This is a genomic window from Flavobacterium sp. 1355 (genome assembly GCF_017833415.1).
Lineage (GTDB): Bacteria > Bacteroidota > Bacteroidia > Flavobacteriales > Flavobacteriaceae > Flavobacterium.
On the sequence record NZ_JAFICC010000005.1, the window covers coordinates 40,146 to 65,334 of the forward strand.

General features: G+C 37.2%; 20 protein-coding genes. 12 read left to right on the forward strand and 8 right to left on the reverse strand.

Annotated elements, in window-relative coordinates:
* Positions 1 to 4 precede the first annotated feature (4 nt).
* The 4 genes from JOD96_RS07465 (at position 5) to JOD96_RS07480 (ending at position 5,221) form a co-directional block, all read left to right on the forward strand.
* On the forward strand, positions 5 to 1,438 hold the full coding sequence (locus JOD96_RS07465; RefSeq protein WP_209563656.1) for a SusD/RagB family nutrient-binding outer membrane lipoprotein: 1,434 nt from the start codon (positions 5 to 7) through the stop codon (positions 1,436 to 1,438).
* Between the two features lie 11 nt (positions 1,439 to 1,449).
* A complete protein-coding gene (locus tag JOD96_RS07470) occupies positions 1,450 to 3,024 on the forward strand; it encodes a calcineurin-like phosphoesterase C-terminal domain-containing protein (protein ID WP_209563657.1) in 1,575 nt (524 codons plus the stop codon).
* 11 nt (positions 3,025 to 3,035) lie between these two features.
* Complete coding sequence (locus tag JOD96_RS07475; protein WP_245188366.1) at positions 3,036 to 3,944, forward strand: glycerophosphodiester phosphodiesterase family protein; 909 nt, start codon at positions 3,036 to 3,038, stop codon at positions 3,942 to 3,944.
* A gap of 248 nt (positions 3,945 to 4,192) precedes the next feature.
* A complete protein-coding gene (locus JOD96_RS07480) occupies positions 4,193 to 5,221 on the forward strand; it encodes a rod shape-determining protein (RefSeq protein ID WP_209563658.1) in 1,029 nt (342 codons plus the stop codon).
* Positions 5,222 to 5,680: 459 nt separating this feature from the next.
* Here the strand turns inward: JOD96_RS07480 and JOD96_RS07485 are convergent, their stop codons facing one another.
* Entirely contained in the window at positions 5,681 to 6,235 is a 555-nt protein-coding gene (locus JOD96_RS07485; RefSeq protein ID WP_209563659.1) for a heme NO-binding domain-containing protein, read from the reverse strand.
* A gap of 75 nt (positions 6,236 to 6,310) precedes the next feature.
* Positions 6,311 to 6,718 carry a hypothetical protein gene (locus tag JOD96_RS07490; protein WP_209563660.1) on the reverse strand — a complete coding sequence of 136 codons (408 nt, stop codon included), beginning with the start codon at positions 6,716 to 6,718 and terminating at the stop codon, positions 6,311 to 6,313.
* A 756-nt stretch (positions 6,719 to 7,474) separates the two neighbouring features.
* On the opposite strand from JOD96_RS07490, the gene JOD96_RS07495 reads away from it, so the two are divergent.
* Complete coding sequence (locus tag JOD96_RS07495; RefSeq protein ID WP_209563661.1) at positions 7,475 to 8,044, forward strand: DUF7010 family protein; 570 nt, start codon at positions 7,475 to 7,477, stop codon at positions 8,042 to 8,044.
* A gap of 746 nt (positions 8,045 to 8,790) precedes the next feature.
* A complete protein-coding gene (locus JOD96_RS07500) occupies positions 8,791 to 9,045 on the forward strand; it encodes a hypothetical protein (protein WP_209563662.1) in 255 nt (84 codons plus the stop codon).
* A 395-nt stretch (positions 9,046 to 9,440) separates the two neighbouring features.
* Here the strand turns inward: JOD96_RS07500 and JOD96_RS07505 are convergent, their stop codons facing one another.
* Both JOD96_RS07505 and JOD96_RS07510 read right to left on the reverse strand, forming a co-directional pair.
* Entirely contained in the window at positions 9,441 to 12,938 is a 3,498-nt protein-coding gene (locus JOD96_RS07505) for a T9SS type A sorting domain-containing protein (RefSeq protein WP_209563663.1), read from the reverse strand.
* An 11-nt stretch (positions 12,939 to 12,949) separates the two neighbouring features.
* Positions 12,950 to 13,477, reverse strand: coding sequence for a DUF6252 family protein (locus JOD96_RS07510; RefSeq protein ID WP_209563664.1), 528 nt, complete (start codon positions 13,475 to 13,477; stop codon positions 12,950 to 12,952).
* Between the two features lie 476 nt (positions 13,478 to 13,953).
* Here JOD96_RS07510 and JOD96_RS07515 point away from each other — a divergent pair, with 476 nt between their 5' ends.
* From JOD96_RS07515 to JOD96_RS07535, 5 genes are all read left to right on the forward strand, one after another.
* Entirely contained in the window at positions 13,954 to 15,942 is a 1,989-nt protein-coding gene (locus JOD96_RS07515) for an ATP-binding protein (protein ID WP_209563665.1), read from the forward strand.
* A 74-nt stretch (positions 15,943 to 16,016) separates the two neighbouring features.
* A complete protein-coding gene (locus JOD96_RS07520) occupies positions 16,017 to 16,382 on the forward strand; it encodes a response regulator transcription factor (RefSeq protein WP_209563666.1) in 366 nt (121 codons plus the stop codon).
* Positions 16,382 to 17,596 (forward strand): YaiO family outer membrane beta-barrel protein, encoded by a 1,215-nt coding sequence (locus JOD96_RS07525; protein ID WP_209563667.1) that lies wholly within the window; start codon positions 16,382 to 16,384, stop codon positions 17,594 to 17,596. The genes JOD96_RS07520 and JOD96_RS07525 overlap by 1 nt, the downstream gene beginning before the upstream one ends.
* Position 17,597: 1 nt before the next feature.
* On the forward strand, positions 17,598 to 18,425 hold the full coding sequence (locus JOD96_RS07530; RefSeq protein WP_209563668.1) for a hypothetical protein: 828 nt from the start codon (positions 17,598 to 17,600) through the stop codon (positions 18,423 to 18,425).
* Between the two features lie 3 nt (positions 18,426 to 18,428).
* Positions 18,429 to 19,859, forward strand: coding sequence for a glycosyltransferase family 2 protein (locus tag JOD96_RS07535; protein ID WP_209563669.1), 1,431 nt, complete (start codon positions 18,429 to 18,431; stop codon positions 19,857 to 19,859).
* Between the two features lie 405 nt (positions 19,860 to 20,264).
* Here JOD96_RS07535 and JOD96_RS07540 read toward each other — a convergent pair whose 3' ends face one another.
* From JOD96_RS07540 to JOD96_RS07555, 4 genes are all read right to left on the reverse strand, one after another.
* On the reverse strand, positions 20,265 to 21,776 hold the full coding sequence (locus JOD96_RS07540; RefSeq protein WP_209563670.1) for an ATP-binding protein: 1,512 nt from the start codon (positions 21,774 to 21,776) through the stop codon (positions 20,265 to 20,267).
* 96 nt (positions 21,777 to 21,872) lie between these two features.
* Complete coding sequence (locus JOD96_RS07545; RefSeq protein ID WP_209563671.1) at positions 21,873 to 22,160, reverse strand: TIGR03643 family protein; 288 nt, start codon at positions 22,158 to 22,160, stop codon at positions 21,873 to 21,875.
* A gap of 567 nt (positions 22,161 to 22,727) precedes the next feature.
* Positions 22,728 to 23,582: a nucleotidyl transferase AbiEii/AbiGii toxin family protein gene (locus JOD96_RS07550; protein WP_209563672.1), complete on the reverse strand. Its 855-nt coding sequence runs from the start codon at positions 23,580 to 23,582 to the stop codon at positions 22,728 to 22,730.
* The gene (locus JOD96_RS07555; RefSeq protein WP_209563673.1) at positions 23,579 to 24,217 is read right to left on the reverse strand and encodes a hypothetical protein; all 639 of its coding nucleotides are present in this window, start codon (positions 24,215 to 24,217) and stop codon (positions 23,579 to 23,581) included. The genes JOD96_RS07550 and JOD96_RS07555 overlap by 4 nt, the downstream gene beginning before the upstream one ends.
* 285 nt (positions 24,218 to 24,502) lie before the next feature.
* On the opposite strand from JOD96_RS07555, the gene JOD96_RS07560 reads away from it, so the two are divergent.
* Positions 24,503 to 24,802 carry a hypothetical protein gene (locus JOD96_RS07560; protein ID WP_209563674.1) on the forward strand — a complete coding sequence of 100 codons (300 nt, stop codon included), beginning with the start codon at positions 24,503 to 24,505 and terminating at the stop codon, positions 24,800 to 24,802.
* Positions 24,803 to 25,189: the final 387 nt, after the last annotated feature.

Sequence of the window (25,189 nt, forward strand, 5' to 3'; positions counted from 1 at the left end):
GACAATGAAAAAAATAAAAATAACAGCAATACTACTATTGCTTACAGGTCTGAGTATTTCGTGTACAGAAGGTTTTGAAGAGCTTAATGAAAATCCTAATTTGATAACGGAGGTAAGTCCGGGGACATTACTGAATCCGATAATTTACGGAATTGCTTCTCAAAATGCTCTGCAAAGCGTTGATGTTACCTTCAATTTAATGCAGGTATCGCTAAATTTTCCGAGTATTACCGGCGGATTACATCGTTATGATGTCAGCAATAACATTGGAAATTCAGCATGGAATAATTATTACAAATGGCTTAATAATATCAGGGAGATGCGTATGGCTTCGGTTAAAGCCAAAGATGGTAATTATGAGGCAATAGCGCTTACACTAAATGCTTTGGTGTACGCTAATCTCACGGATCTTTTCGGTCCTGTTCCAATGACAGAGGCTACGCGTGGCGAAGATGGAATCCTGTACCCGAGATATGACAAACAGGAATTCATTTATGAAACCCTGCTTGCAGATTTGGAAAGAGCCAACACGCTGTATGATGTGAGTAAACCCATGATTTATGCAGAAGATATTTTGTTTCAGAATAAAGTGGCGAGCTGGAAGAAATTCACCAATTCATTAAGAATGCGATTGTTATTAAGAGTTTCAAACCGTACCGAAACGAAAGCTTTTGAAAAACTGACGTATATGATTGAGCACCCGGAAATTTATCCGGTCTTTACAGCTACGGCTGAGGGCGCGATTTTAAAAGTAACAGGTGTTTCTCCGAACATGTCTCCATGGGGAAGACCTCAGGATTTTAACCTTAATATAAAAATGGCGTCGTTTTTTATCGATAACCTGAATGTTCTTGAAGATCCCAGAAGAGCAGTAATTGCTACAGGCGCTACAGCTCTTGGTACCAATGCGCCGATTGGTTATAAAGGAATTACAAGTGCCTATGCGGGCTCAGATTCACAGTTTAAGTACAATGCGTCAACACTTTTAAGTATACAGGCACAAAACCCAATGCAGATTTTTATCTTGACTTATGCTGAAGTAGAATTTATCAAAGCAGAAATGGCACAGCGAGGTTATGTTGCCGATGCTGCCGGACATTATGTAAAAGGAGTTAAGTCGGCCATTGAGCAGGTGAAAGCCGTTGCACCGGCAAATTATTTTGATAATGTACAGGCGCAGTACAATGGTACATTAGAGCGAATCATGCTTCAAAAATATTATGCATTATATTTTACCGATTATCAACAGTGGTTTGAATACCGCAGAACAGGACTTCCGGTTTTGCCTACTACAACGGCAATGCTTAATGGAGGAATCATGCCTTCAAGATTTACTTATCCTGACAATCAACAGATAAAAAATACCGAACACTATATGGAAGCAATTGAAATGGTTGGCGGAGATAATATCAATACTAAAGTTTGGTGGGACAAATAAAAAAAACAAAAATGAAAAAGATAATTATAACAGGCGCACTTTTGTTTTGCGGAGTTTTAAGCGCACAAACACATGCAAAAGGAATCGTATTTGAAGATTTAAATCAAAACGGAAAAAAGGATAAAAACGAAAAAGGGATTGCAAATGTTGCAGTAACCAATGGACAGGAAGTAGTGTTAACGGATAAAAAAGGAAACTATGTACTTCCTGTAAAAAACGACGCCATTATCGCTGTAATCAAACCATCGGGCTATAAAATAGTGGTTAACAAGGACAATCTTCCACAGTTTTTTTACAATTACAAACCAGAAGGGTCACCTAAAAGTAAGTTTGAAGGGGTAGCTCCAACAGGAAAGCTTCCGGAATCGGTTGATTTTGGATTGATTACACAAAAAGAGACCGCTGATTTTACAGCACTTATTTTTGGAGATCCTCAGCCTTATAATCTGGAAGAGGTTGATTATTTTACCAGAGGAATTGTTTCTGAGGTTGAAGGGATTAAGAATATTCCGTTTGGATTAAGTATGGGAGATTTGGTTGGGAATGACCTTAGTTTATTCAATCCGTATATTCAGGCAGTCAAAAAAATCGGGATTCCGTGGTACAATCTTTTAGGAAACCACGACCTGAATTTTGATGCCAAAGCTGATAATCTGGCTGACGAAACTTACGAAGCGCATTTTGGCCCTGCAAATTACGCTTTCAATTATGGCAAAGTCCATTTTATAATTCTTGATGATGTATTATATCCAGATCCAAGGGATAATGAGGGGTACTGGGGCGGATTTACTCCGGAACAAATGCAATTCATCGAAAATGATCTTAAAACCGTACCTAAAGATAACCTGATTGTAATGGCTTTTCATATTCCGATTAGTGAACCGGATCCTAAAGATGATTCTTTCAGGGATAGTGACCGTCAAAAGTTATTTGAATTGCTGAAGGATTTTCCAAACACCTTATCACTTTCGGCGCACACCCATATGCAGCGTCAGGATTTTTTAGACCAAAAGGATGGCTGGTTACAAGAGAAACCGCATCATCATTATAATATCGGAACAACTTCAGGCGACTGGTACTCCGGAAAACTGGATGAGAAAGGAATTCCGATTTCAGTAATGAGAGACGGAACACCAAAAGGATATGCGTTTATTAATTTTAAAGGAAACCAATATACGGTAGATTATAAAACAGCTGGAAAACCTCAGGATTATCAAATGAAGGTGTTCACTCCAAAAGTGGTGGCCAAAGGCAAACGTACCAAATCGGGCGTGTTTGTGAATTTTTTCATGGGAAGTAAAAAAGATAAAGTCGTGTACCGGGTGGATCAGGGAGAATGGAAAGAAATGGATTATGTTCAGGCAGAAGATCCGTCGTATGTAGAATTGGTTTACGAGTGGGAACTTTCAGAAGTACTAATGCCAGGAAAACGCTCCTCTGATCCTGAAAAAAGTACGCATGTATGGAGAGGAAATATTCCGTCTGATCTTGCTTTGGGACAACACACTATTGAAATAAAAGCTACTGATATGTTTGGTAAAACCCACACCGCCAACAGCAATTACCGAATAGACAAAGTAAAATAATTCAGAATCAAATGATAAAAACAATAAAAGCCCTGTTCCTTGGTGCTGTAGTGCTAATGGCCTGTCAATGTGCAACCAAAAGCACGACCCCACAAAAACATCTTGTTGAGGTGCAGGGACATCGCGGTGATCGTGGTAATTTTCCGGAGAATACCATTCCGGCTTTTTTGAGTGCCGTAAAAAAAGGAGTTGCTGTCATCGAGCTTGATGTGGTGATTTCCAAAGATCAAAAGGTTGTGGTTTCGCATGAGACTTTTATGTCCGCTCAATATATGTCAGATTATGATGGAAATCCTATTTCAAAAGAAAAAGAACACAGCTATAATCTATACGAAATGACGTACGACAGCATTAAAAAATTTGACAGCGGTTCGCGAGGAAATGCTGGTTTTCCAAGTCAACAAAAAATAAAAACGTATAAACCATTGCTTTCAGAGGTAATTGATAGTGTGGAACAATACATCAAAATAAATAATTTAAAAACTGTTAGGTACAATATAGAAATCAAATCAGAAAAGGCAGATTATGGTATCCGGCAGCCACAGCCCGACGTGTTTTCTGCAATGGTTATGAAAATAATTCAGGATAAGAGAATTGAAAAAAGGATGAATATACAGTCTTTTGATCCTGAGCTTTTAAATGTGCTGCATAAAAAATATTCTAAAACCACCATAGCTTTTCTTGTAGGTGAAGGCAATTTGACAGAAAACCTCGCAAAGCTTGACTTCGTACCCCAAATTTATAGCCCAAACTATAAACTTTTGGACAAAAAACAGGTCGATGCGCTTCGCACTTTGAAAATGAAAATTATTCCATGGACTGTGAATGAAGATGCCGATATTGATCGGATCCTTGCATTGCAGGTTGACGGAATTATTACAGACTATCCGGAGAAAGTATTAAAAAAGCTAAAAAGATAATTAGAGTGATTTTGTGTTTAGGATCACTTTGAATTTGTGTTTCAGTTTGTTTATTTTTTTGAAAGCCTTCACAATTGTGAAGGCTTTTATTTTTTTTATAAGTAAAAAGCAGCGCGAACTTATTTTAACAAGAAATTATTTTAAGTATCGAACTTTTATCTAAAATCTAAGTTAAATATATACAGGAGTCCTCGTGACAGAGAATAAAGAAGGAACTAAAGCGTTGGTTATAGAAACAAAACTATATTATGGGGTTATTTGATTTTATGACAGTGGAAATAGCTATGGATTTAGGAACAGCTAATACTTTGATCATTTACGATGGAAAAATTGTCGTAGACAGTCCGTCTATTGTGGCCAGGGATATTAGAAATGGGAAAATTATTGCCGTAGGTAAAGAAGCTAGTCTAATGCAAGGGAAGACACACGAGAATATTAGGACTATCCGGCCTCTTAAAGATGGGGTAATTGCAGATTTTGATGCATCAGAGAAAATGATTAGCTGGTTTATAAAAAACATACCTGAGTTAAAGAAGAATTTTTTCACACCCGCACTGCGAATGGTAGTCTGTATTCCGAGTGGTATCACCGAAGTAGAAATGAGAGCGGTAAAAGAATCCTGTGAAAGAGTAAATGGAAAAGAAGTGTTTTTAGTTCACGAACCTATGGCAGCAGCAATTGGAATTGGTTTAGATGTGATGCAGCCGCAAGGACATATTATTGTTGACATTGGAGGTGGAACGACAGAAATTGCGGTAATTGCTTTGGGTGGAATAATTTGTGATAAATCTATAAAAATTGCCGGAGATGTTTTTACCAATGACATCTTGTATTATATGCGAACACATCATAATTTATATATTGGTGAAGCTACCGCCGAACAGATTAAAATAGATGTAGGTGCTGCCATGGAAGAACTGGAATTTCCACCTAATGACTTATTGGTACGTGGAAGGGATTTGCTTACCGGAAAACCGAAAGAAGTCCAAATTACTTTCAGAGAGATCGCAAGGGCTTTGGATAAATCCATATTAAGAATTGAAGACGCAATCATGGTAACGCTTTCCTTAACACCACCAGAATTAGCTGCAGATATTTACAATACAGGTCTGTACCTGGCAGGAGGGGGAGCAATGCTGCGTGGCCTTGATAAAAGAATATCAATGAAAACAGATCTTCCGGTTTATATAGCAGAAGATCCTTTACGGGCTGTGGTAAGAGGAACAGGTATTGTTTTGAAAAACATCAACAAATACAGAACAGTGTTGATTACCTAGCGTTTTTTTATTAATTATTTAAATTAGGCAGTTTAAATAATAGGCGGGTTATTTTGATAACCCGTTTTGTCTCTATAACTTAAATTGTTTAAATACAATATCCCTCTTAGCAGTTAGAATTTGAACACTGCATAAAAAACTGAAAACAAATTTATTATTTAACTTCTTCGGTTTCAGTAGCAATAAAACAGGATATTCTTTTTTTAATTAGCCAAAAACCGTTATTTGGATTTATGACGAATGTGATAGTGGTAATCTATTTGTTATTACTCTCGTTGGCTCTCTTTTAAGTAGCAATTATAACTGAAATCAGCAAATGCTACATTGATGATCTTTGAATATACTTTTGGATTATAATCCAAATAGAAGTTTCGGGACGAAATTGCGAAGCCTGGAAAAACTTTCGACAAGATTTATGCGCTTATACATGGGAGCCGATAAGCCGATTTGGATGTGTATTTACAAAAAAGCAAGGCGGATTTGTACCCTTTCATCATCCGAATTTGTCATAGGTGTAATTTTAATTTTATCAGCTTCTCCGTAATATTCTGAAATGCCCCTGATAATTCCAATGGCAAGGGAGGCCATTTTTCGTTTAGAAAAATAATCGATAATAAGCAACTTTTCATTTACCTGAAAAACATTTAAAATGGGTGGATTTGCAGTGCTGTTTAATTTGCGAACCGCACCATGCATAACGGATTCGGTGTGCAAAATTATTTCAAAAGTTCTCCATTCAGGCCTGATATAATCTTTATATAGTGCGAAAAGATCATTAACTAAATAGCTGCCAAATTGCTCCATAAGCAGATGCTTTGATAATCCTGTCATCTCTGATGCATTTTCCAATAACAAATTCATTGTTTCTATTGGATAATTCTCAGTAATGGAAAAAGATAACGAACTTGTGCCCGCCTGCTCATTCAGGATATCCCATGAATAAGCAGATAATTCTTTTGTGACAAATTTTTTTAGAAGGAAGAAAATACTTCCATGAACCCTAATATTCTGCATGGTTAAGAAATTTATTGGCATTATGTGCTCACCTTGGCTTGGTTAATCCTATTACATTACCTCAATCTAAGCACATTAAAATTTTCGCTGTGAAGGTTTAGTATTGCGGGATGCACCATGACCTGTCTCATCCCTGGTGAGTTCATCTTTTTTAAGCTCCTCATTGCCAAGTTCCCCAATTTCGAATTCCCTGTTAACAGGATTGTCCTGATCTGGTTCAATGGTTTCAAAGGGGGCACTTTGATCCTCATCGCTCTTGTGAGTATCAATATCAGTTTCAAACCCTTCAGATGGATCATTATGTATAAGATCCTCTTCAATATCCTTCTCGGTTATATCTTTCGATTCACTGTCCGATTCATTGTCAAGATTCTCTGAATCATATGGGTTGCTGTCTGGATCGCTGTTTTGTGGGTCTGTGTTTGCATTTTGAAAATTCTTGTCATCCTGAGTGTAATTTTCCGGTGTAGCTGAATTCATCATTTATTTTTTTAAATTAAATTTTTACTTTCGTTTTTCTTTAAAGTAATGTCCTGAGCATGTTTGCCAGTATAACCGTGCTGGTTTGCGTTGTTCTTTGCTCTTTGTCAAATGTAAAAAGGATAGTAATACTTTTTTTTACAGAATAATGATTTGCATTTATAAAATAGCTATTAGGTAATGAGACGGATAAATGATATTGTATACAATAGACGATGCTGATCACTCAGTTTTTTAGGTTTAATATTGTTTTTATGACCTCTTCCCGCTATATGTACCACCCGAGCGTCAGCGAACTGGCGAAGCAATCGGGGCTAGAACTGCTGCGGGACCTCCCTGATCATCTAAAAAGAAGTAGTTTTGAGTTCTCCTGCGATTAGATGCTTTTTTGGATTTATTAATTTTTAATATTTTGATCCTACTGATATCTATATCAGGAACTATGGAGAAGTCAGGTTTAAGAAAGTCTTTGCAGGTATATTGTTCAACAAACTTCTCATGCGCGGTTCCTTTATTAAAAATGGGATAATATTACTTTTTTTCAATCCCTGAAATCCGTATGAACTTTTTCATATTTATTGATTATCAGTGTATGAATCGTGCTAAAAAATAACAGAGGTCATAATAAGGTCTCATTTTACTAAAAAAAATAAAGGATTTGTAGTATATATATTCCTTACATTCGCTTGGTAAAACCTAACTTTCATAAATCCGGGCCAAATAAGCGCGCAGGTAAAAAGTGAATCATCCAATGTAATTATGACAGATAAAGATTTAAATTTTGGCAATATGCCCGATGCCCAGAAAGATATGAGAGAGGGCTACGGCTACGGTTCTGTCGGTGTTTTTGTCTCTGGTATGGTTTGGGTGCTTTCCAGCTTCATGGTGTATTACGATTCATCACAAAAAGGCATATGGGCCTTAATTATTGGAGGAATGCTCATCTTTCCGGCAGCCGCCTTAATTGGCAAACTAATAGGGATTAAAGCAAGCCATCACAAGGATAACCCTCTTGGAAAACTGGCCATGGAAGGTACGATATGGATGATTATGTGTGTGGTGCTGGCTTACGGGCTGTCGATAATTAATCCACAATGGTTTTTTCAGGGGATGCTGATGATAATTGGCGGGCGGTACCTAACTTTTGCAAGTATCTATGGTCTTCGCCTTTACTGGATATTTGGAGCTGTGCTTGCGATAGCAGCCTATGTTCTTTTCAGGATCCAGGCTGGGAGTTTTCTCTCTGCATTAGCTGGGGGCTGCATTGAAATTATATCTGGCCTGGTTATTTATAGCCTTTACAGAAATGATAAACAGAAAACCAGATAATTTGGAATTGGGCGTTTATGCATCGATTCTGCCAATGTAAGTTTGGGCGTTTTTTATAAATTGAAAAATGCCTTAAAAGCAAAAACCTGCAAATCCTAAGATTTGCAGGTTTTACCATTTTATGCGTTTTTGAAAAGATTGAAAAAGTGACCTTTATTTCTTTTACCTTTTTGGTGGGGAGAGCAGGATTCGAACTTTAAGCCCGGAACCCGCATATAACCTGCGTTTTTAATTTTTTAAAACCTATTGTGCCACGATGTTGCCACGAAATAAAAACGTCAATTTTTTGAATTTACAAATCATTTAAATATCTGTTTATTAGGTGTTTACAAGTTGTATTTCTTTGTTTTATAATTCATTTTGGTAGCTAAAGCAAAGGTATTGTAATTTTTGATAAAAATAACTGCCTTTTTAGTAATTATTAGTTTTTTTAACTAATGCATTTTGTGGCTTTGAAATTATTGTTTTATATGTTCAATCTAATTGTATTTTGATTTAAAGCTTTCTGGCTGTCTTGGCTTTTTGTGGCAAAAAGTTATCCACTTCAGTCCATCGGGAAGTATTTTCTTTCTATTGTAAAAATTTTATTAAAATCATATAAAGTAATATAAAAAGGTTTTCCAATATCGTTCTATTTTTCTTCAGATTCTAGGGAACTTTCAATAATAATAATGCACTTAAAAAATAGATGAAATTTTTCTGTGTCAAAAATAATAATTGTAATATCTTTCAGTTAAAATTTTTATATGCCAGAAATAACAGTTGATTTAAAATTAAAAATACTGAGCACCCTTGCCGCAAAAGATTCCCAAAGTTTCAGTTTAGAAGAGCTTACCCAGATCGTATTTCCTGCTGGCACAGAAGGTATTGTTAACAGATCAGAATTAATCGTACGTCAGTCAAAAGTACTTGAGACCCTTATATTTCTTGCTGATCTTAATTTAATATATTTAGATTCCCAAACCGATCGCAGTTCAATTAAAAAATCTAATGTAAATTAATTTTTGGTGTTATTTTTTTTATATCTTTGATAATGTGTTGTTTGCATTTATTAACTATAATTCTCAATCATCGCACGTTTACATGCCTTCTGCAGACTATGCAAAAAAAACTTTTAAAAAAACCTGAATTTTATGCTACAATTTTGGTGTTTTTAAAGATAGAGCAGTAAGGGCAAATAGTAATATTTGCTCTTTTTTTATGACATTCCACCAACTTCCATTTTGGTTTAAAAGCAAATAGTGCTATTTGCTTTTATTTTTATTCATTTTTTTAATTAAAGTTTAGAGTTTGTTTCGATCTTTGCTTAAAACCATTCCGTTATTCACTAACGCAGCATTAAAAAAAATGGTTTTGAGATACTCAAAACCATTTTAGGAATACTGTAATTAGGATTTTATTGTATAAGTACCTGATGGCTCTCAATACGGCCGTCAATATTTATTCGAAGGACATACACGCCAAGGGGTAAAATGGAAATATCAAGCTGAGCAGTATGGTTTTTAATTGTTACTGTGGATTTCAGGTCTCCTGTGATGGTATACAATTCGGCGCTGATAGTGCTGCTGGCAACTGGTCTGTAACTTTCATCCGCAAGACTGATATTGAGTGTCTGACTGCTGGGGTTAGGATATATTTTGTAACTAAGCTTTTCATTTGAAGTTCTGTTCTGCAGGGGTTCAAAAGGATCTAATGGCTCAAGTGGACCGGGATCGAAAAAACCGGCGCAGCTAATTGGAACTTTGCTCTGAACGGAGCGGCTTACATTGCATCGCGAGGTACAGGTTAATGTATATTCCAGCATGGGGCAGTTTACTTCATCTGCCAAATACATCGGCACCCAAAAGGTATAGGTAGAGCTGGTTCTTCTCTGGGTACTGATTGTTACGGGAATACCATTGACTTTAAAGTTTGTAAAAGTATACTCACTGTCTGGGTTTTTTGGAAATACCTCCATATTGAAAATCAGTTTACCATTATGTTGAAAATTATTATACACATCTGTAGGATACTGGAAAACAGTTTTATTTGCAATAAAAGGCTTATCGTCCCCAATCTCAATGTTTCTTGTCATTGTGGAGCCATCGCTGGGAAAAGTGGCGGTGAGTTTTGCGCTTCCCGCTGTTCCGGTATTTTCCCTCACGGTTACCGAGTATCCTGAGACTGACAATATGGTTAAGTTGGGGGTAACGGACCACTCAATGGCAGGCACATCAGGGCAGGTTCCCGGTACGGTATAGGTGATAGTCTGGTTTTCGCAGATTTCATACGGACCTTCAATAGAGGATGTAGGAGGAATATTCCCCACGGTGATTGTTTTGGTTAAAGTCCTGGAACCGCAGTTTGGACTTGCGACAGTAAGGCTCAGTACAATCTGTTGGCTGGCTTTCGGGGCCAATAACCGAAGTGTTACTGTGTTTGTTCCATTTCCGGTAAGGGCCACCAGAGAAGCACCCTGAGTTACAGACCAGTTGTAGCTTTGGGCTGAATGAGGAACGCTGTAAACCGCCGTACTGCAAAACGAATTCTCTCCGGTAATCTGCGCATCAGCGCATATAAAAGAACAATTTGACCGAAGTGGTATCAGGGACGTATTGATCAGTGCATCAAGCTCTGATGAGAGCCAGTCTCCATTTCTTTTATCAAATGAAATATGAGCTTTGTTATGTGCAGTGCGGTCTGACTCATTAATATCTGCAGTAAAGTTTGTAAAGGGACTGTTTTTAGGTGCGACAGGCGGTACTGCACCTATATAAGAGCTGACATAATCTGCAGCTGCTAATGTTACATTTCTTTTTCCGATATCCAGAGCGCTGACCGTTGGAATAAAGTTGAAATGATCCTTTATCATAACAGTAAGGCCCGGCGTAGTGGAAGGGGCTATGAGATCTTCGGCATTATAATAACCGCCTCCAAATGTATCAAAGGGCAACATATTGGAAGGTTGGTTTTTTCCAACGTTCGTCAGGTCAATTGTAATTTTGATAAGCCAGAAAATTTTTTTTGTATATGAAATTCGCCCTTTGTAAATCTGATTTCCACCGGAAGCATACAGCGATTTTGCCTGAAAGTTAACGTTGTATGTCGAGTGGCCGGGATGCAGGCCTAAAATCGCCACACCGTAAAAGTTTCGGTTTACAAATTCTCCTGCCAGGGACCCTCCGAGCGGATTTACAATCAAGCTCGCCAAATCTTCTAAGAAATTCAGGCTTTTATTATAATTAACGTTCACCAGATCATCACCGGGATTAAAATTTTGAGGTGTGCCGCATTCGCTGCCGTTACTGATGGCAATATTACGGCATTGCATAGGGTAACCTCCGCTATTGGCCAGACCTTTCGCTTTTAATTCATTGTAAAAATCAATATGGGCTGTATTGTCAATTCCATAACCGGAATTTACGAAATTCGCAATTAATTGTTTTGAAGCCGGCGCATCGAGTATAGACAGCGAATTTGTAACATTGTACTTATTATCGGCAAGAGGAATGGTCACTACATTGCCCCATGTTGTGTTCCCCACCTGTACAAACTGTTTGGTAATATGTCGGAACATAAATTGCAGCGATACCGGAATGTTGGCACCCTGCTGCGGCGCATCATGTGATATGAACAGGCTTGTCTGATGATCTATACCTCTTTGTTCCATATCGGCAAGAGCATACCGGGCTATTACACCTCCCATACTTTGGCCTAATACCACATTCTTAGCATTGGAAGTCTTTACAGTATTCACATAATTGATTACCTGCTCCAATGCATAGGCATTTCTCTGCAGATAATCCACCCCGTTGTCCCAGTCCACGTAAATGATATCGTATTGTTTGTTACCATTGTAGATCAATCGTCGTAATTCTGTGCTGTTTGATGCTAAAACAGAGGTCATAAAATCGCCGTAACTGTAATTTCCGTATTGTTTTTCAGGCTCTAATATAACGCCCAGGTCAAAACCTTCGGCAATAATAAGCGGTCTTTTTATTCCCTGTGAGGGATCACCGGCATAATCAATTGTAATCTTTGCTGATCCGGACTTTCCTAAATAAGGAATTGTGGCGGTGATGCTGATAGGCGATTCCGAAGGAACTACCCTGCACAGTTCACAAACCGGCTTAGGTGGAGGCCAGATAACCTCACCAAAGCTTTGATCTCTTCCTATTTTTATTAAGGACTGATTGTACAGCGATGTGCCATCAGTCAGGTTTAATTTATATTTCCATGTCTTAGTCCCTTCAGTGGTATAAGAAACACTTACATTCTGATTAAACGGAATAGTTACCCACCCCGATCCATTATTGAAATCAATCTGGATACTTGCAACGGAACTCGCACTGTTTGACAGGAATATGCCAGACGGAATTCTGACCTGCAGCACCTTTTGATCAGACTGCCTCAAAGCCGGAGCCATAGCAAATGTTTTGAATTCCTGATAGGGATTCTGCCAGACGCCGTTGGTCGTTTTATCATAAAATTTATTATTGGTCACCGTCAGTTTGCCTGCCGTAACAGCAGTGGCCGAAAACTGTGCGTACTTAAAGAAAAGACCACTAATGGTAACTACTCCCGAAGCCTTCTGAGTATTCCATTGATCAGCATACTGAGCAGGTGTCAGCCAGACAGTGGTACTTGCCTGGACCCTGCTGGATATTAAAGTATTGTAAATCTGTTGTAATGTTGTTTTGTCGGAATAGGTACTATCGGTTATGGTACCGTTATAGGCAGGAACATTTGTGAATTCCATGCCATAATCAAGCAAAATGCCGTGTGGCACCTTAGAAAGATCCAACGAACCAAATACAGTATTCATCTGGTCGGCAAATGAAGTATTAACTTCATCCTGTGCGGTGGCAGCACAATAAAATAAGAGAGCAGTTAAAATAGGTAGAATTTTTTTCATAGACTGATTGTTTAGTATTTCATATCAAAACGCCCATCACGAACCTGGACTTTATCTCCGTAATTATTTACAGCATCAAACCAGAACGTGCCGCTTATAGTACCTTTTTGAGCATTATGGTTCGTGATTTTAAGCTCTCCGGTTACTGTTGAATTGGTGCTGTAATCTACATGGCTAAAATCCGGATCGATCACAATGTATTCTCCATATTGGGAAGCATCTCCATACTCCTTGAGCTCATACACTGAATTTACTTCCAGTATTTGATCTAAACTGGCAACGTTAACGGTTCGGATTTGGTCATTAATTTTTTGACTAATTGCAATACTAAAATGCTTTTGATCAGTGTACTGGCAAAACAATCTGTTGACGACAGTTCCTTTGGGTAAAAATGCCTCACCATTGACCAGGCATCCTGCAGTATTAGCACCTGTTGCTGTCAAGGCCGGTAATTGCTCCAGGGGTGTTTGTACTTTATCATCTTTATCACAGGAACCCAGACAGAGTAACACTGCAAATAAAAAAAGAAAATTTTTCATAGCATAAGGTTTGTATAAAGATGAAATAATTTGCTAAATATAGGATAAAATTTACATTATGATAGTGTAATGTTTTGTTTTATTTTAAGTTTTTTCTTAATTTACAGAAATTATTGAATTGATATTCAGGGATTATTTGAAAAGTAAGCTACCCAATGACTTTGAATAAAGATACTTTTCTGTACAGGCATGGACGAGGACTACTTAATACATTAGGAAATTAACAATAGGATATCGTGGAGATACAAGGTGAAATTATACAAAGTTTTATGGGTGCTATAAGTGGTTATTGAAATGGAAACGGCCGCTCCAATAAGAAATTCAGTAAATACCAATAGGGGAGAAGGTATTTATGCTTGCCAATTGGATAGCTCAAACCCGCAAAAATAATCAGCGGGTAAAAATCTACATATTTTCAAACTCAATAAAAAAAAGCAGAAATAATTATTTACATTTATACTTTACTTATAAATGCAATGAATAACACCGAAGAACCTATACCACACAACGAACTGGGACGCCTGGCAGCGTTAAAGCGCTATAATATTTTGGACACCTTACCGGAACATGCTTTTGATGACGCAACAAAACTTGTTTCGTACATATGTGGTGTGCCCATCGCTCATATTTCCTTCATAGATGAAACCCGTCAGTGGTTTAAATCAGAAATAGGGATAGGAGTATCTGAGGTGCCCAGGGAAATTACCTTTTGCAGGTATACCATTATGGATTCGAAAATGGTTGAAATACCCGATACTCATGTAAACGAACGTTTTAAGAATGATCCCAATGTTGTTGGTGGCTTCAAGGTAAGATTCTACGCCGGAGTTCCACTAACAACACCCGACGGTTTTAATATAGGAACCATTTGTGCCGTAGACCATGTTAGTAAAGAATTAAACGAAAACCAGCGTAATGCACTTTCAATAATAGCAAAACACGTCATAAATCAACTGGAATTAGGGACAAAAAATTCGCAGCTGGCCACGCAGAAAAAAATCGCCGAACGTGCCGTATTAGCAAAAGACAGTTTTTTGGCCAATATGAGTCATGAAATAAGAACACCGTTAAACGCTATAATAGGTTTTACAGATCTTCTGGCGCAAACAAAGCTAAATGATGTTCAGAAGGACTACATTGACAGTGTACAGATTGCGGGAGAAAATCTCCTTTTGATAATTAATGATATTTTAGATCTTTCAAAAATCGAATCCGGTAATTTGATCATAGAAGCACAGCCGTTCAATTTAAAAAAGGCACTCAAACATATTTATGATTTATTAAAAATAAAGGTACATCACGGAATTGAATTCAATCTTTTTTTGGATGCGAGTATGCCTGAAATTGTAGTTGGTGATCAGGGAAGACTAAATCAAATATTGGTTAACCTTACCGGCAATGCGCTTAAATTTACAGAAGAAGGTGAGGTAACGGTTTCAGTAAAATTACTTGCTGAAACTCAAAATGATTATTCGCTTAAATTTTCAGTTAAAGACACAGGCATCGGTATACCGCAAGATAAACTTTCGACTATTTTTGAACGATTCAAACAAGCGGAAGAAAGTACCACCAGAAGATTTGGAGGCACGGGACTTGGGCTTAATATTGTGAAGCAATTAGTTGAATTACACGGCGCTGAAATTCAGGTAAAAAGTAAACCAAACAGAGGATCAGAATTTTTCTTTATTCTCAATTATAAAAAGGCAGAGCATACGGAAACTATAACTCAGCCATTTTTAGAAGATAAGCTAGGCAAGCTTAAAATACTGGTCTGTGAAGACAATATTCTAAATCAGAAATTGGTAAAAAGCGTTATACAAAATTTTGGTTTTCAATTAGACATTGCAGAAAATGGTCAGGAAGGAATAGATCTTTTGTCAAAAAATGAATATGATCTTGTATTAATGGATCTCCAAATGCCAGTTAAGGATGGTTATCAGACTACTGAATTTATCAGGAATGAATTGCAATTACCGATTCCTATTATTGCAATGACCGCGCATTCTCTTGTGGGCGAACAGGAGCGTTGTTATGATGCAGGTATGGATGCTTATGTACCAAAACCATTTAAGCAGGCCGCGCTCTTGGAAGCTATTAGAACGGTAATGAACAAGGATCTTAACACTGTAAAAAAGAGAAGAATAGACTTTTCTTATGTAGATGAAATGGCATGCGGTAATCCGGAATTCAAAAAAGAGATGATCTTGCTTTTTATAGAAAAAATTCCTGCTGAAGTTACGCAGCTGGAAGCAGCATTTAAGGATAACGATGCTGAGAGAGTGAGAAAAATGGCGCATAATATGAAGTCTAGTCTAGACATGTTTATGCTAACGGATCTTAGTAATTGCCTGGCTATTATCGAAGAAGAAGCAATACTGGGAGCGTTTACAAGCCAAGCTGCAGATCAAATGAATATCCTGAATTGTGGAATTAGCGAAGTAGTTAAAATTATAAATGAGTTATGATAAAAGAGAAATATACGCTAGCTTTACGTTATATCCGGCATTCATAAGATAGTTTGCCGTAAAATCAATAGTATATGAGAATTATTTTATCTGAAGATAATGATATTCTGCGTAAATCATTATCCTTTTATCTGGAGTCAAAAGGATTTACAGTTGATCAGTTTTCTGATGGAAAAGAAGCGTTAGACGCAATTGAAATAAATAATTATGACTTGATTCTGACCGATATTAACATGCCAGGCATAAGCGGAATGGAAATTACTCAGTATGTGAGAGAAAGTTTGAAATCTGATATTCCGATAATTATATTTACTTCTTCAGGTATAGAACAAACCGAACTGGACTCATTTGATATCGGTGCAAACGAATTTATTGCCAAACCTGTCAGTCCTGCAGTGCTTTTAGTGAGAATTAATAAATTACTAAAAACACGCGCTTAATGAAGTTTCTGTATTATATAATTTTCCTGTTGTTTATTTCGCCTGTTATACTGGCACAGGACATTAACATGGATGCCATTATGGCTCGCGCAAAAGGTGAAGTTGAGAAAGGCAATTTCGATACGGCATTGTCGTTGATTGAACCTTTGAGTTTAAAATTTCCTGAAAACGAAGAAGTAAGAATTTATGCAGGACGTATTTACAGCTGGAAAAAAGATTACAATACCTCGATAAAGATACTATCCCCTATGGCTGACCGGATCAACCCAAATCCGGATGCTTTATTAGCCATTATTAATACCTGCTTCTGGTCAGAACAATTCGAGAAATGTATTAAGTATTGCGATAAATACTTGGCGATAGCACCCAATTCTGTTGATGTTATCAGGATTAAGGTAACGGTTCTTGAAAAATTGGATCGCGACGAAGAAGCATTGGCTATTATAGAAAAATTTTCGATTACAGATAACAGTACCCAGGCGTTTAGAGCAGTGCGCATACTTATTGGTAGAAAAGCAAAAAATGCAGTAGCTGCTTCCTATCTAAATATCTCAACATCTGATCCCGGACAATCTCCATTGCATTACGGATATGTCGAATACTCTCATAAGTTTGCAAAGTCAGCACTGGTCGGTCGTGCCAATGCTGGGCATGTAAATGGCGATACTCAAATGTTATTTGAGGCAGATTATTACCAAACCTTTTCGAAAAAAAACTATTTGTATGTAAATGGAGGTGTTTCAACAGGAGAAACTGTATTTCCTGTGGTGAAGGCCGGTGCCGAATATTATTTTGTTCAGCATAAAATGTTTGATTACTCCCTGGGGATTCGGTTTATGCATTTTGCAACAGAGGATGTGACTTTGCTAACCGGCCAGCTGGGCTATCATAACGGTGCTTATACGGTAGCATACAGGCCTTATTATGATACTGGGAACGCATTATTTTCCCATGTATTGAGCTTCCAGAAAGCAAATGATGAAAAAGAAAGCATCTTAAGGCTGGAGCTGCAATATGGAAATGTCCCATATCTCTATCTCTATACTAGTTTAACTCAGCCTTTAAGCTCATACAGAGCTGGTTTACAATATCAACATCGTTTTGGTGCCGCATTTTTTGTCAGACCCGTTTTTCTTTATGAATACGAAGAGTACTTGCCTGATACATTCAGAAATAGGTTTAATTTTCAGGTAATCTTTACTAAACGCTTCTGAAATGATGAAAGTATGGGAAATTTATAAAAGTGGTTCATGGGTAGAACCTTTTTTAATTCTGTCCATATTGCTGTTTTTGCTAACAGCAGTGGTTCTTTACCTATTAATTATCAAAAGCAGAAGCAGCAATATAAAAAGGGACAGAATCCTGACAGAATACAATACGACTATTGAAAAATTACTGTCTGCTGTAGTTTTTCAGGACATTCTTTTTTCTGAACTAATAGGTGATGAAAATTTTAGAAGGCTTTTTAAAAATGCTTTTTTCAGAGCAGTGATGACCGAGGCCATTATGAATCTTCATAAAAATTACGAAGGTATCTATGCAGAAAAGCTAGCGCAATTTTACAATGATTCAGGCTTAATACAAGACTCCTTTAAAAAACTAAAAAGCAGGAATTGGGAAATAAAGTGCAAGGGGATTACAGAGCTTGCCGAAATAAACTGTGTTGAAGCTTTTGAGAAAATAATACAGGCATCGAAGGCCCGTAATAAAGTTTTAAAAATTACAGCCATTAACGCTTCTATTAAGCTTGTTGGCATAAAAAGCCTCATTTATCTCATCTCGCATCCTTATCCTATTGATGACTGGACACAGATAAATATAATTGATGCCTTTAAAAAGCATGATATTGGTGATAGCCAGGGTGTCGAATTATTGCTGGAATCTCAAAACACAACCGTCATTTCCCTTGGGTTAAAACTCATTAAAGAACTAAAACTAACACAAAAAATTCCATACCTAACAAAGTTAGCGGGCAATGCGCCAAATACATTAATAAAATACGAGGCCCAAAACGTAATTCAGTTATTAACAGTAACAGTATAGCAAATGACTTTTTTTACTACTGAACTATCTTTGTTTTCTGAGGGATATCTGTTCCTTATAATTGGCTATGCAGTACTGATAATGGTATCCTATCTGGTACTGGCTCATTTGTCGACCAGGGAACTCAGGGAATATCTAAAAAAGAACAGTTTTGTTGATTATAATGTGTTGCTGACAAGTGAGTTTGCACCAAGTCTTTCCCTGATCGCTCCCGCCTATAATGAAGGTTTTACCATTGAAGAAAATGTCAAATCACTGCTTTCCCTCAACTATAACAATTATCAGGTAATCATAGTCAATGACGGAAGCAAGGACAATTCTATGGAAATCCTTATAAAAACCTATGACCTTGTAGGGACAGAACTGGAAATTCATCACAAAATTGCAACAAAAAAAATCAAAGGTATTTATGTCTCCAGAAATGCTGCTTTCAAAAAGCTGCTGGTAGTTGATAAGGAAAACGGAGGAAAGGCCGACGCTTTAAATGTAGGGCTTAATATTGCCCAAAACCCTTATGTGGTTTGTATTGATGTTGATTGTATACTTGATAAAGATTCGCTGCTTAAACTGGCAAAACCCTTTCTGGAATCTTTTGGAAAAAGAATTATAGCTACCGGTGGTGTGGTCAGGATAGCAAACCAGTGCATTATAAAAAATGGCCGTCTGGTAGAGGTAAATGTACCTGATGGTATGCTCCCCAGAATACAGGTTTTAGAGTATTTAAGAGCATTTCTTTTGGGCAGAATGGCATGGAGCAGGCTCGACGGGTTGTTACTCATTAGTGGTGCGTTTGGCGCATTTGATAAAGAAATCGCTTTGTTGGCCGGTGGTTATAACACCAGAACAGTAGGTGAAGATATGGAGTTGGTAGTAAGAATGCGGCGTTATATGCTAGATAATAAAATACCGTATGGGGTTAGTTATATTCCAGACCCGCTTTGTTGGACCGAGGCCCCTGAAGATTTTAAAATATTCAAAAAGCAGCGTAGTCGCTGGATGAGGGGAACAATTGAAACACTTGCTTTACATAAGAAGATGTTTTTGAATCCCAAATACAAATTGCTGGGTATGATTAGTGTGCCTTATTGGGCCCTGTTTGAATTTCTAGCGCCTGGAATAGAGTTTATCGGTGTACTAATAACAATCGTATTTATTGTTTTGGGATTGTTAAACTGGCATTTTTTCTTGCTGTTGGCCTTGTTTGTCTATTTATTTGCTGTAATGTTTTCCGTTATTGCGCTTTACAGCGAAGAACGTACTTATCATAAATATCCAAAGCAAACCGATTTTTTTAAACTTTTGCTCGCAGCTTTTATAGAACCTTTATATTTTCATCCTTTAACAGTTTACGCCGCTTTAGTGGGCTATAGGGAAAAAATTATGGGTACCAGAGGGTGGGGGGAAATGACAAGAAAAGGCTTTACTAAGAAATAGAAAATATACCAGGCAACATCATGTTATATAAGGAAGCCTGTAAAAAAAGCCGGGCATAAGCCTCAATCAGGAGTTTCGGCAGCCATTGCATTGCTGCTCTGGTGACAGATCAGGAAAAATACTATTTGGAGCCCAGGGTAAGGGGGCTGGGCTTTGTAATATGACAGTGACTGCGCCATCTTCGGAAGGATTATGCCGCCGGGCCAAACAAACGCATTCAAGAGCTTGTACAGGACGAAAGCTAATCGGTAATCGATACACTTTAACCCTCCTTAATACCCTGAGTGGACCATAATGTTCACATACTTAAATCTTTTTAAAAATATATAAACGCTGAAATGCGCTGGGCTAATTATTTTCCCTGAAGTATGAAGGTGAATATTTATTTGCCGGTGATCGTGCCCTTTACAGATAAGAAGCTGGCTGCTTAAGCGGAAGGATTACTATAAATTCAGCACCATTATTATGCTCTCCAGTGGCAGTGATAGTACCATGATGTCTTTTTACTATTTTTCTGCAAAGTGAAAGGCCAAGACCGTTTCCCTCGAACTCGTCCTTAGAGTGCAGTCGTTCAAATGCATTAAATATCTTTTCGGCATAGATAGGATCCAGTCCAATGCCATAGTCCTTTATTTTAATTTCCAGTAGTTCCATGCCATTCGCATCATTTATAATAGCAGAGGTGATTATTACGCGTGGCGGCTGGTCAGCTTTTGAAAATTTAAGGGCGTTATGAATCAGGTTATAAAAAAGCTGATGGATAAGTATTGGGGCCCCTTCGATATCGGGAAGTTCACTTATGATCAGAATGGCACCCTTCTCATTTATGATGAGTTCCAGATCTGTTTTTATATGTTCCACTACTTCATCCAGATTTATTTTTTCAACAGGCTGCGTTTTTTTATCCAAGGTCGAGTAAGCAAGAATACCTTCTATAATGGTCTGCATTCTTTGGGCTGACTGATCTACTTTATTAAGATATTTTATGGAATTTTCATCAAAGGTGGTTTTGGATTCATGTCTTAAAAGGCTGTTGAAGGTTTTTATTTTTCGCACGGGCTCTTTTAGGTCATGACTTACCACATTGGCAAAATGCAATAGATCATCATTGGATCTTTGCAATTCCACTGTATTTTCTGCAACCTGTTTTTTTAATTCTTCTTCAAATTGTTTTTGTTCATGGATATCCTGTATTATTCCAATAATAGTGATCGGATTTCCATTTTCGTCTTTGATGATTTTCCCGTCAATTTTTACCCAGCGGATAGCACTGTCATCGTTTACAATTCTGGCCTCATAAGAAATTTTACCTGTTACTTCCGCTGCCTGATGTGCTTTTTCTCGCAAAGCCTGATCATCGGGATGAAGTTTTGAAATAAGCTGTTCATTAGTAATTTTACCTTCAATGGAACAGATAGCATTAAAATTTCCGCAGGCCGTAATCTTTTTTGTGGCAAGGTCTATTTCGTATGTGCCCATACCCGATGATTCAATAGCCATCCTAAGCCTCTCATCTGAATTTTGGACCTCTTGCTTGGCCTGATGCAGAGCTGTTACATCTGCTCCGGTATTCATTACACCGTAAATATGGCCTTGTGTATCTGCAAGGGGTATAAAGCTATAATTAAAATAATGCGATTTAATCTCCCCATTGATCACAAGATCAACTTTTTTATCCGTGGCGTGAAAAGCAATTCCGGTTTTAAGTACCGTAAGTGCCTGGTCAAAGATCTGCTGGTTATGAATTTCTGGTACAATATCGAGATAATTTCTTCCTATTACATGTTCTCCTTTACCCCAGGTCCGGATCATTGCAGGGTTGGCAAGCTCAACTTTCAGGTCTGGTCCTGTATATACTGCAATAGGTAATGGGGTGTTGTCTACTATATCTTTTAAAAGCTTTAAATCATAGTACATGGCAGTTTATTTATTAAGCGAAGCTAATTTATGATTTGTTGTATTCGGTTATAATAATGTGTGAAAGAGTTGTATAATTTCAATACTTTAATAGTATTATCTTTTTGAGATTCTATTATTGGTGATGGTACGCTGAAGGCTGCATCTAAAGCGGTTGATGCCCTGAATGCGTGTTGCAGAATGTTTTGTCCTGCAGTTCTCAACCCGTTTTCGCCATAATTTATAACTGCTGAATTTTAATTCCTTTTTCATTAGAACCTTTACTTCAGCTTCCGATAAATTAAACTGAAACTTGATGGCGTCAAAAGTTGTTCTGTCTTCCCATGCCATTTCAATAATGCGATCTAGTTCTGCATTAGAGAAATTAGGTTTTTCTTTTTTCATAAACATTCAGTTTTTAAGACTAAGTTAATTAAAAAAAAATATTTTTTGTTTAATATTTTTTATAAATAATTAAACAATTTTAAGTATTTAAATGGGAATGAACTCAGCTTATAAGTAAAGCCATTAATTAAAGATTTAAAGATGAATAAATGCAATTATAGGGTGAAGCAAAGGAATTGGAAGCTATATTTTACTGCAACAGCTTGAAAATAATTGGGTATATAATAGCATATAATTTAACTTTAAATATTTTTTTGTAGCGGAAAATAATTTTAAATAATGTTTTACCTGATACTAATTTAGTAGCGCATAGTTTATATATTTATAATATAAAATATTTAAAATGAAAGTTTATAGTGGATATTATTTTGTGTTTTGTCTCTTATAATGGAAAATACTTTAATTAAATGTCATTCATTGCGTTATAATGGAAAAAAATAAAATCCATAGCTGAAACAGGCCAGGAAAAATTTTTCATGAGGTTAAATGTTTTCCCAGCAGTATCAGAGCAGTTGCAATTATTGGTTCCATATTTAGTGGTTGGGTTAGTTTGTTGTATTTTTATTTCTATTTAAACTTCAGTTTTTCCAAAAGATCATTGAAGTACTGCTCTGACCAGATGTTCAGAACACTCTCGTTTTTGATAAATGGGGTAACGTCTTCTTTAATGTTGTCAAAAGATGCTGCTTTAAATTTTTCACGTAGCAGATTAAGAACATCTTGCTTTGTAAGTTCTTCCTCTGTCCAGTCTCCGGTATCTTTTGCGCGCAAAGTGAAATGATGCAGATCCAGAGGAATGCCGTTCTTTATGTACCATTCAAAATCATACCAGTCACGCCCTTTTACCCTATTTCCCCATTTACGGAATAAGAGTGCATGCATTTTGCCTGCAAATAAACTCGGCCTGCCAAAGCAGTTCACGTAAAAAGAGAATGGTCGGCTCAGAAGTTTGTTTTCTGTTTCAAATCCCAGCGGCGGACGGCGGTCGACTTCAATTTTGATTTTTATGGTTCTGTTGGTTGTTTTTATTCCTTCCTGTTTTACGATATTTTCAAGCACCAGTTCTTTCCACTCGGTCTTGGATTTAAGAAATGCAGAGTCAATATTGGTTTTCTTGGTCTTTTCCTTTTCGCGTATGCTTACCTGCATTCCGACAGCCTTAAATTCATCTACAATAGATTCGAAATAAGGTTCGAGCGAAAAATCATGATCTTCTTTCAGAAGAGAAAAATCAAGGTCTTCTGAGAAGCGGTCCAGGCCGTAAAATATTCGCAGAGCTGTTCCTCCGTAAAAGGCGGCTTTTTGGAAAAAATCAGTTCTAGATAAGCCCGCGAGGGCAACTTCCTGCATGATTTCGCGTAAAGCTGATAATACATCATCAGTGTTTTTAGGATCATATTCGGCAATCCATTCTTTTATCATAATTTTTCAAGTGTTTTAATAAGCATTAATAAGCTTTGTCTTTTTGGAGCATCTTTAGCCCAAGAGCGTATGTCTTTAAGATTGAGTTTTTTAAGGCTTTCGGGTTCAATGCGAAGATCGTCGGTTAAAAAAACTAATGTCTGGGCAGTTCCCCTTAAAGCCAGCCGTGCAGTAGTGATTATTTTATCGCATAATGCCTTCTCGGGGGATGCGATAAGAACAGTCTGTCGGTCGGACAGCTCTATGCTTTTAATCCCATAGCTGTAGTAGGGCCATGGCATTGTGCGGTAACTATATCTGCCCACAGGAGTTTTATATTTCTTTGATACCTTAATTGTGACTGAACTTGTTTCATAAACCCTTTCGGGAATCAGCCCCCAGTATGATAATGCTGATTCCAGTGATACGTAACTTGGTCCCCATAAATGGTTTGCTATTAGAAATGGTTCGGGGCCTGAGATTTCAGCATTTGACCGGGTTATATACAGTCCCTTTTTTAAAGGGATTAATTCACCGCTTTTTATCAGTTCGCTGATTTTGTCGTTTGGTCTTTTGTACTCTTTCAGCACATCGAGCATAACCTGTCTGTTTAGAGGTGCTTTATTAAATTTTCTGGCAAAGTCTTTAAAGTCCATTGTTGTTAAATTATTGTGCTAAAATCGGAAATTTTCCGATTTAAAGCAAATATTTCAGCAAAAAAAAATGTGTTATTAAAGATAGATAATCGGATTTTTTCCGATTATCGATACTAAAAAAAGCAATTTTATAAATTATAATACAGATTAAATCGGCTGATAGAAAATCTTTGAACCCACCATCTGAAGGCTTTGCCATTCGAACCTCAGTAGTTTGATTTTAATGAGGAACGTCAAAGCGAACAAACGACACCATCCTTATTTTTAACTTTTACAGCAAGCATATTGGTAAATGCTCTTGCTGCCGGGTTATTAGGTTATAGTAATTATGGCTTTATGCTTTTGGGTATTGGCACTGTTTTCTGGTTGATTATGGATTCTGTAATTACACAGCAATTAACTGTGGGGGGACTTGGTGTGAAGACAAGAAATTTTATGGGAATTTACATGGCGCCAGCGGTTATTTTATTTGTCGCTTATCAGGTTGTGGCCGGTACAACATCAAGCATACCTGTCACTTATGCATTAATGGGATATGCCTTGTTTATTTTTGTTTCGATAACTTTTGCTTTAAAATGGCTTTAAGAACAGTCATTTGCTCCGGGTTATTGGGCATATACTTTTGGTATCGCTACTCTATCCCTATTTGCTTTAAAAGCAAATGATTCAGTTGTTACCGGGCTTGCGTTATTTATTTTTTGCTTTACAAATATCTTTGTTTTAGGTGTTGCAATTGGGAGTGTTAAACTCGCCCTTAGTGGCAAATACATTCCAAAATAATTAAAAAGGTTGAAGAATGCATATAAGGGGCAATTTATGGAAACGAAAACAAAAAAATGACCTATTTTAATGATCAATAGTTTTTTATATAAAAATGGCGTCCATTGTATTCAATTGGCGCTATTTGGCTGTAGTGACCCCAACGGGACAAATTGCTATGAGTTTTATGGAGGATTTGAAAAGGGGCTTACT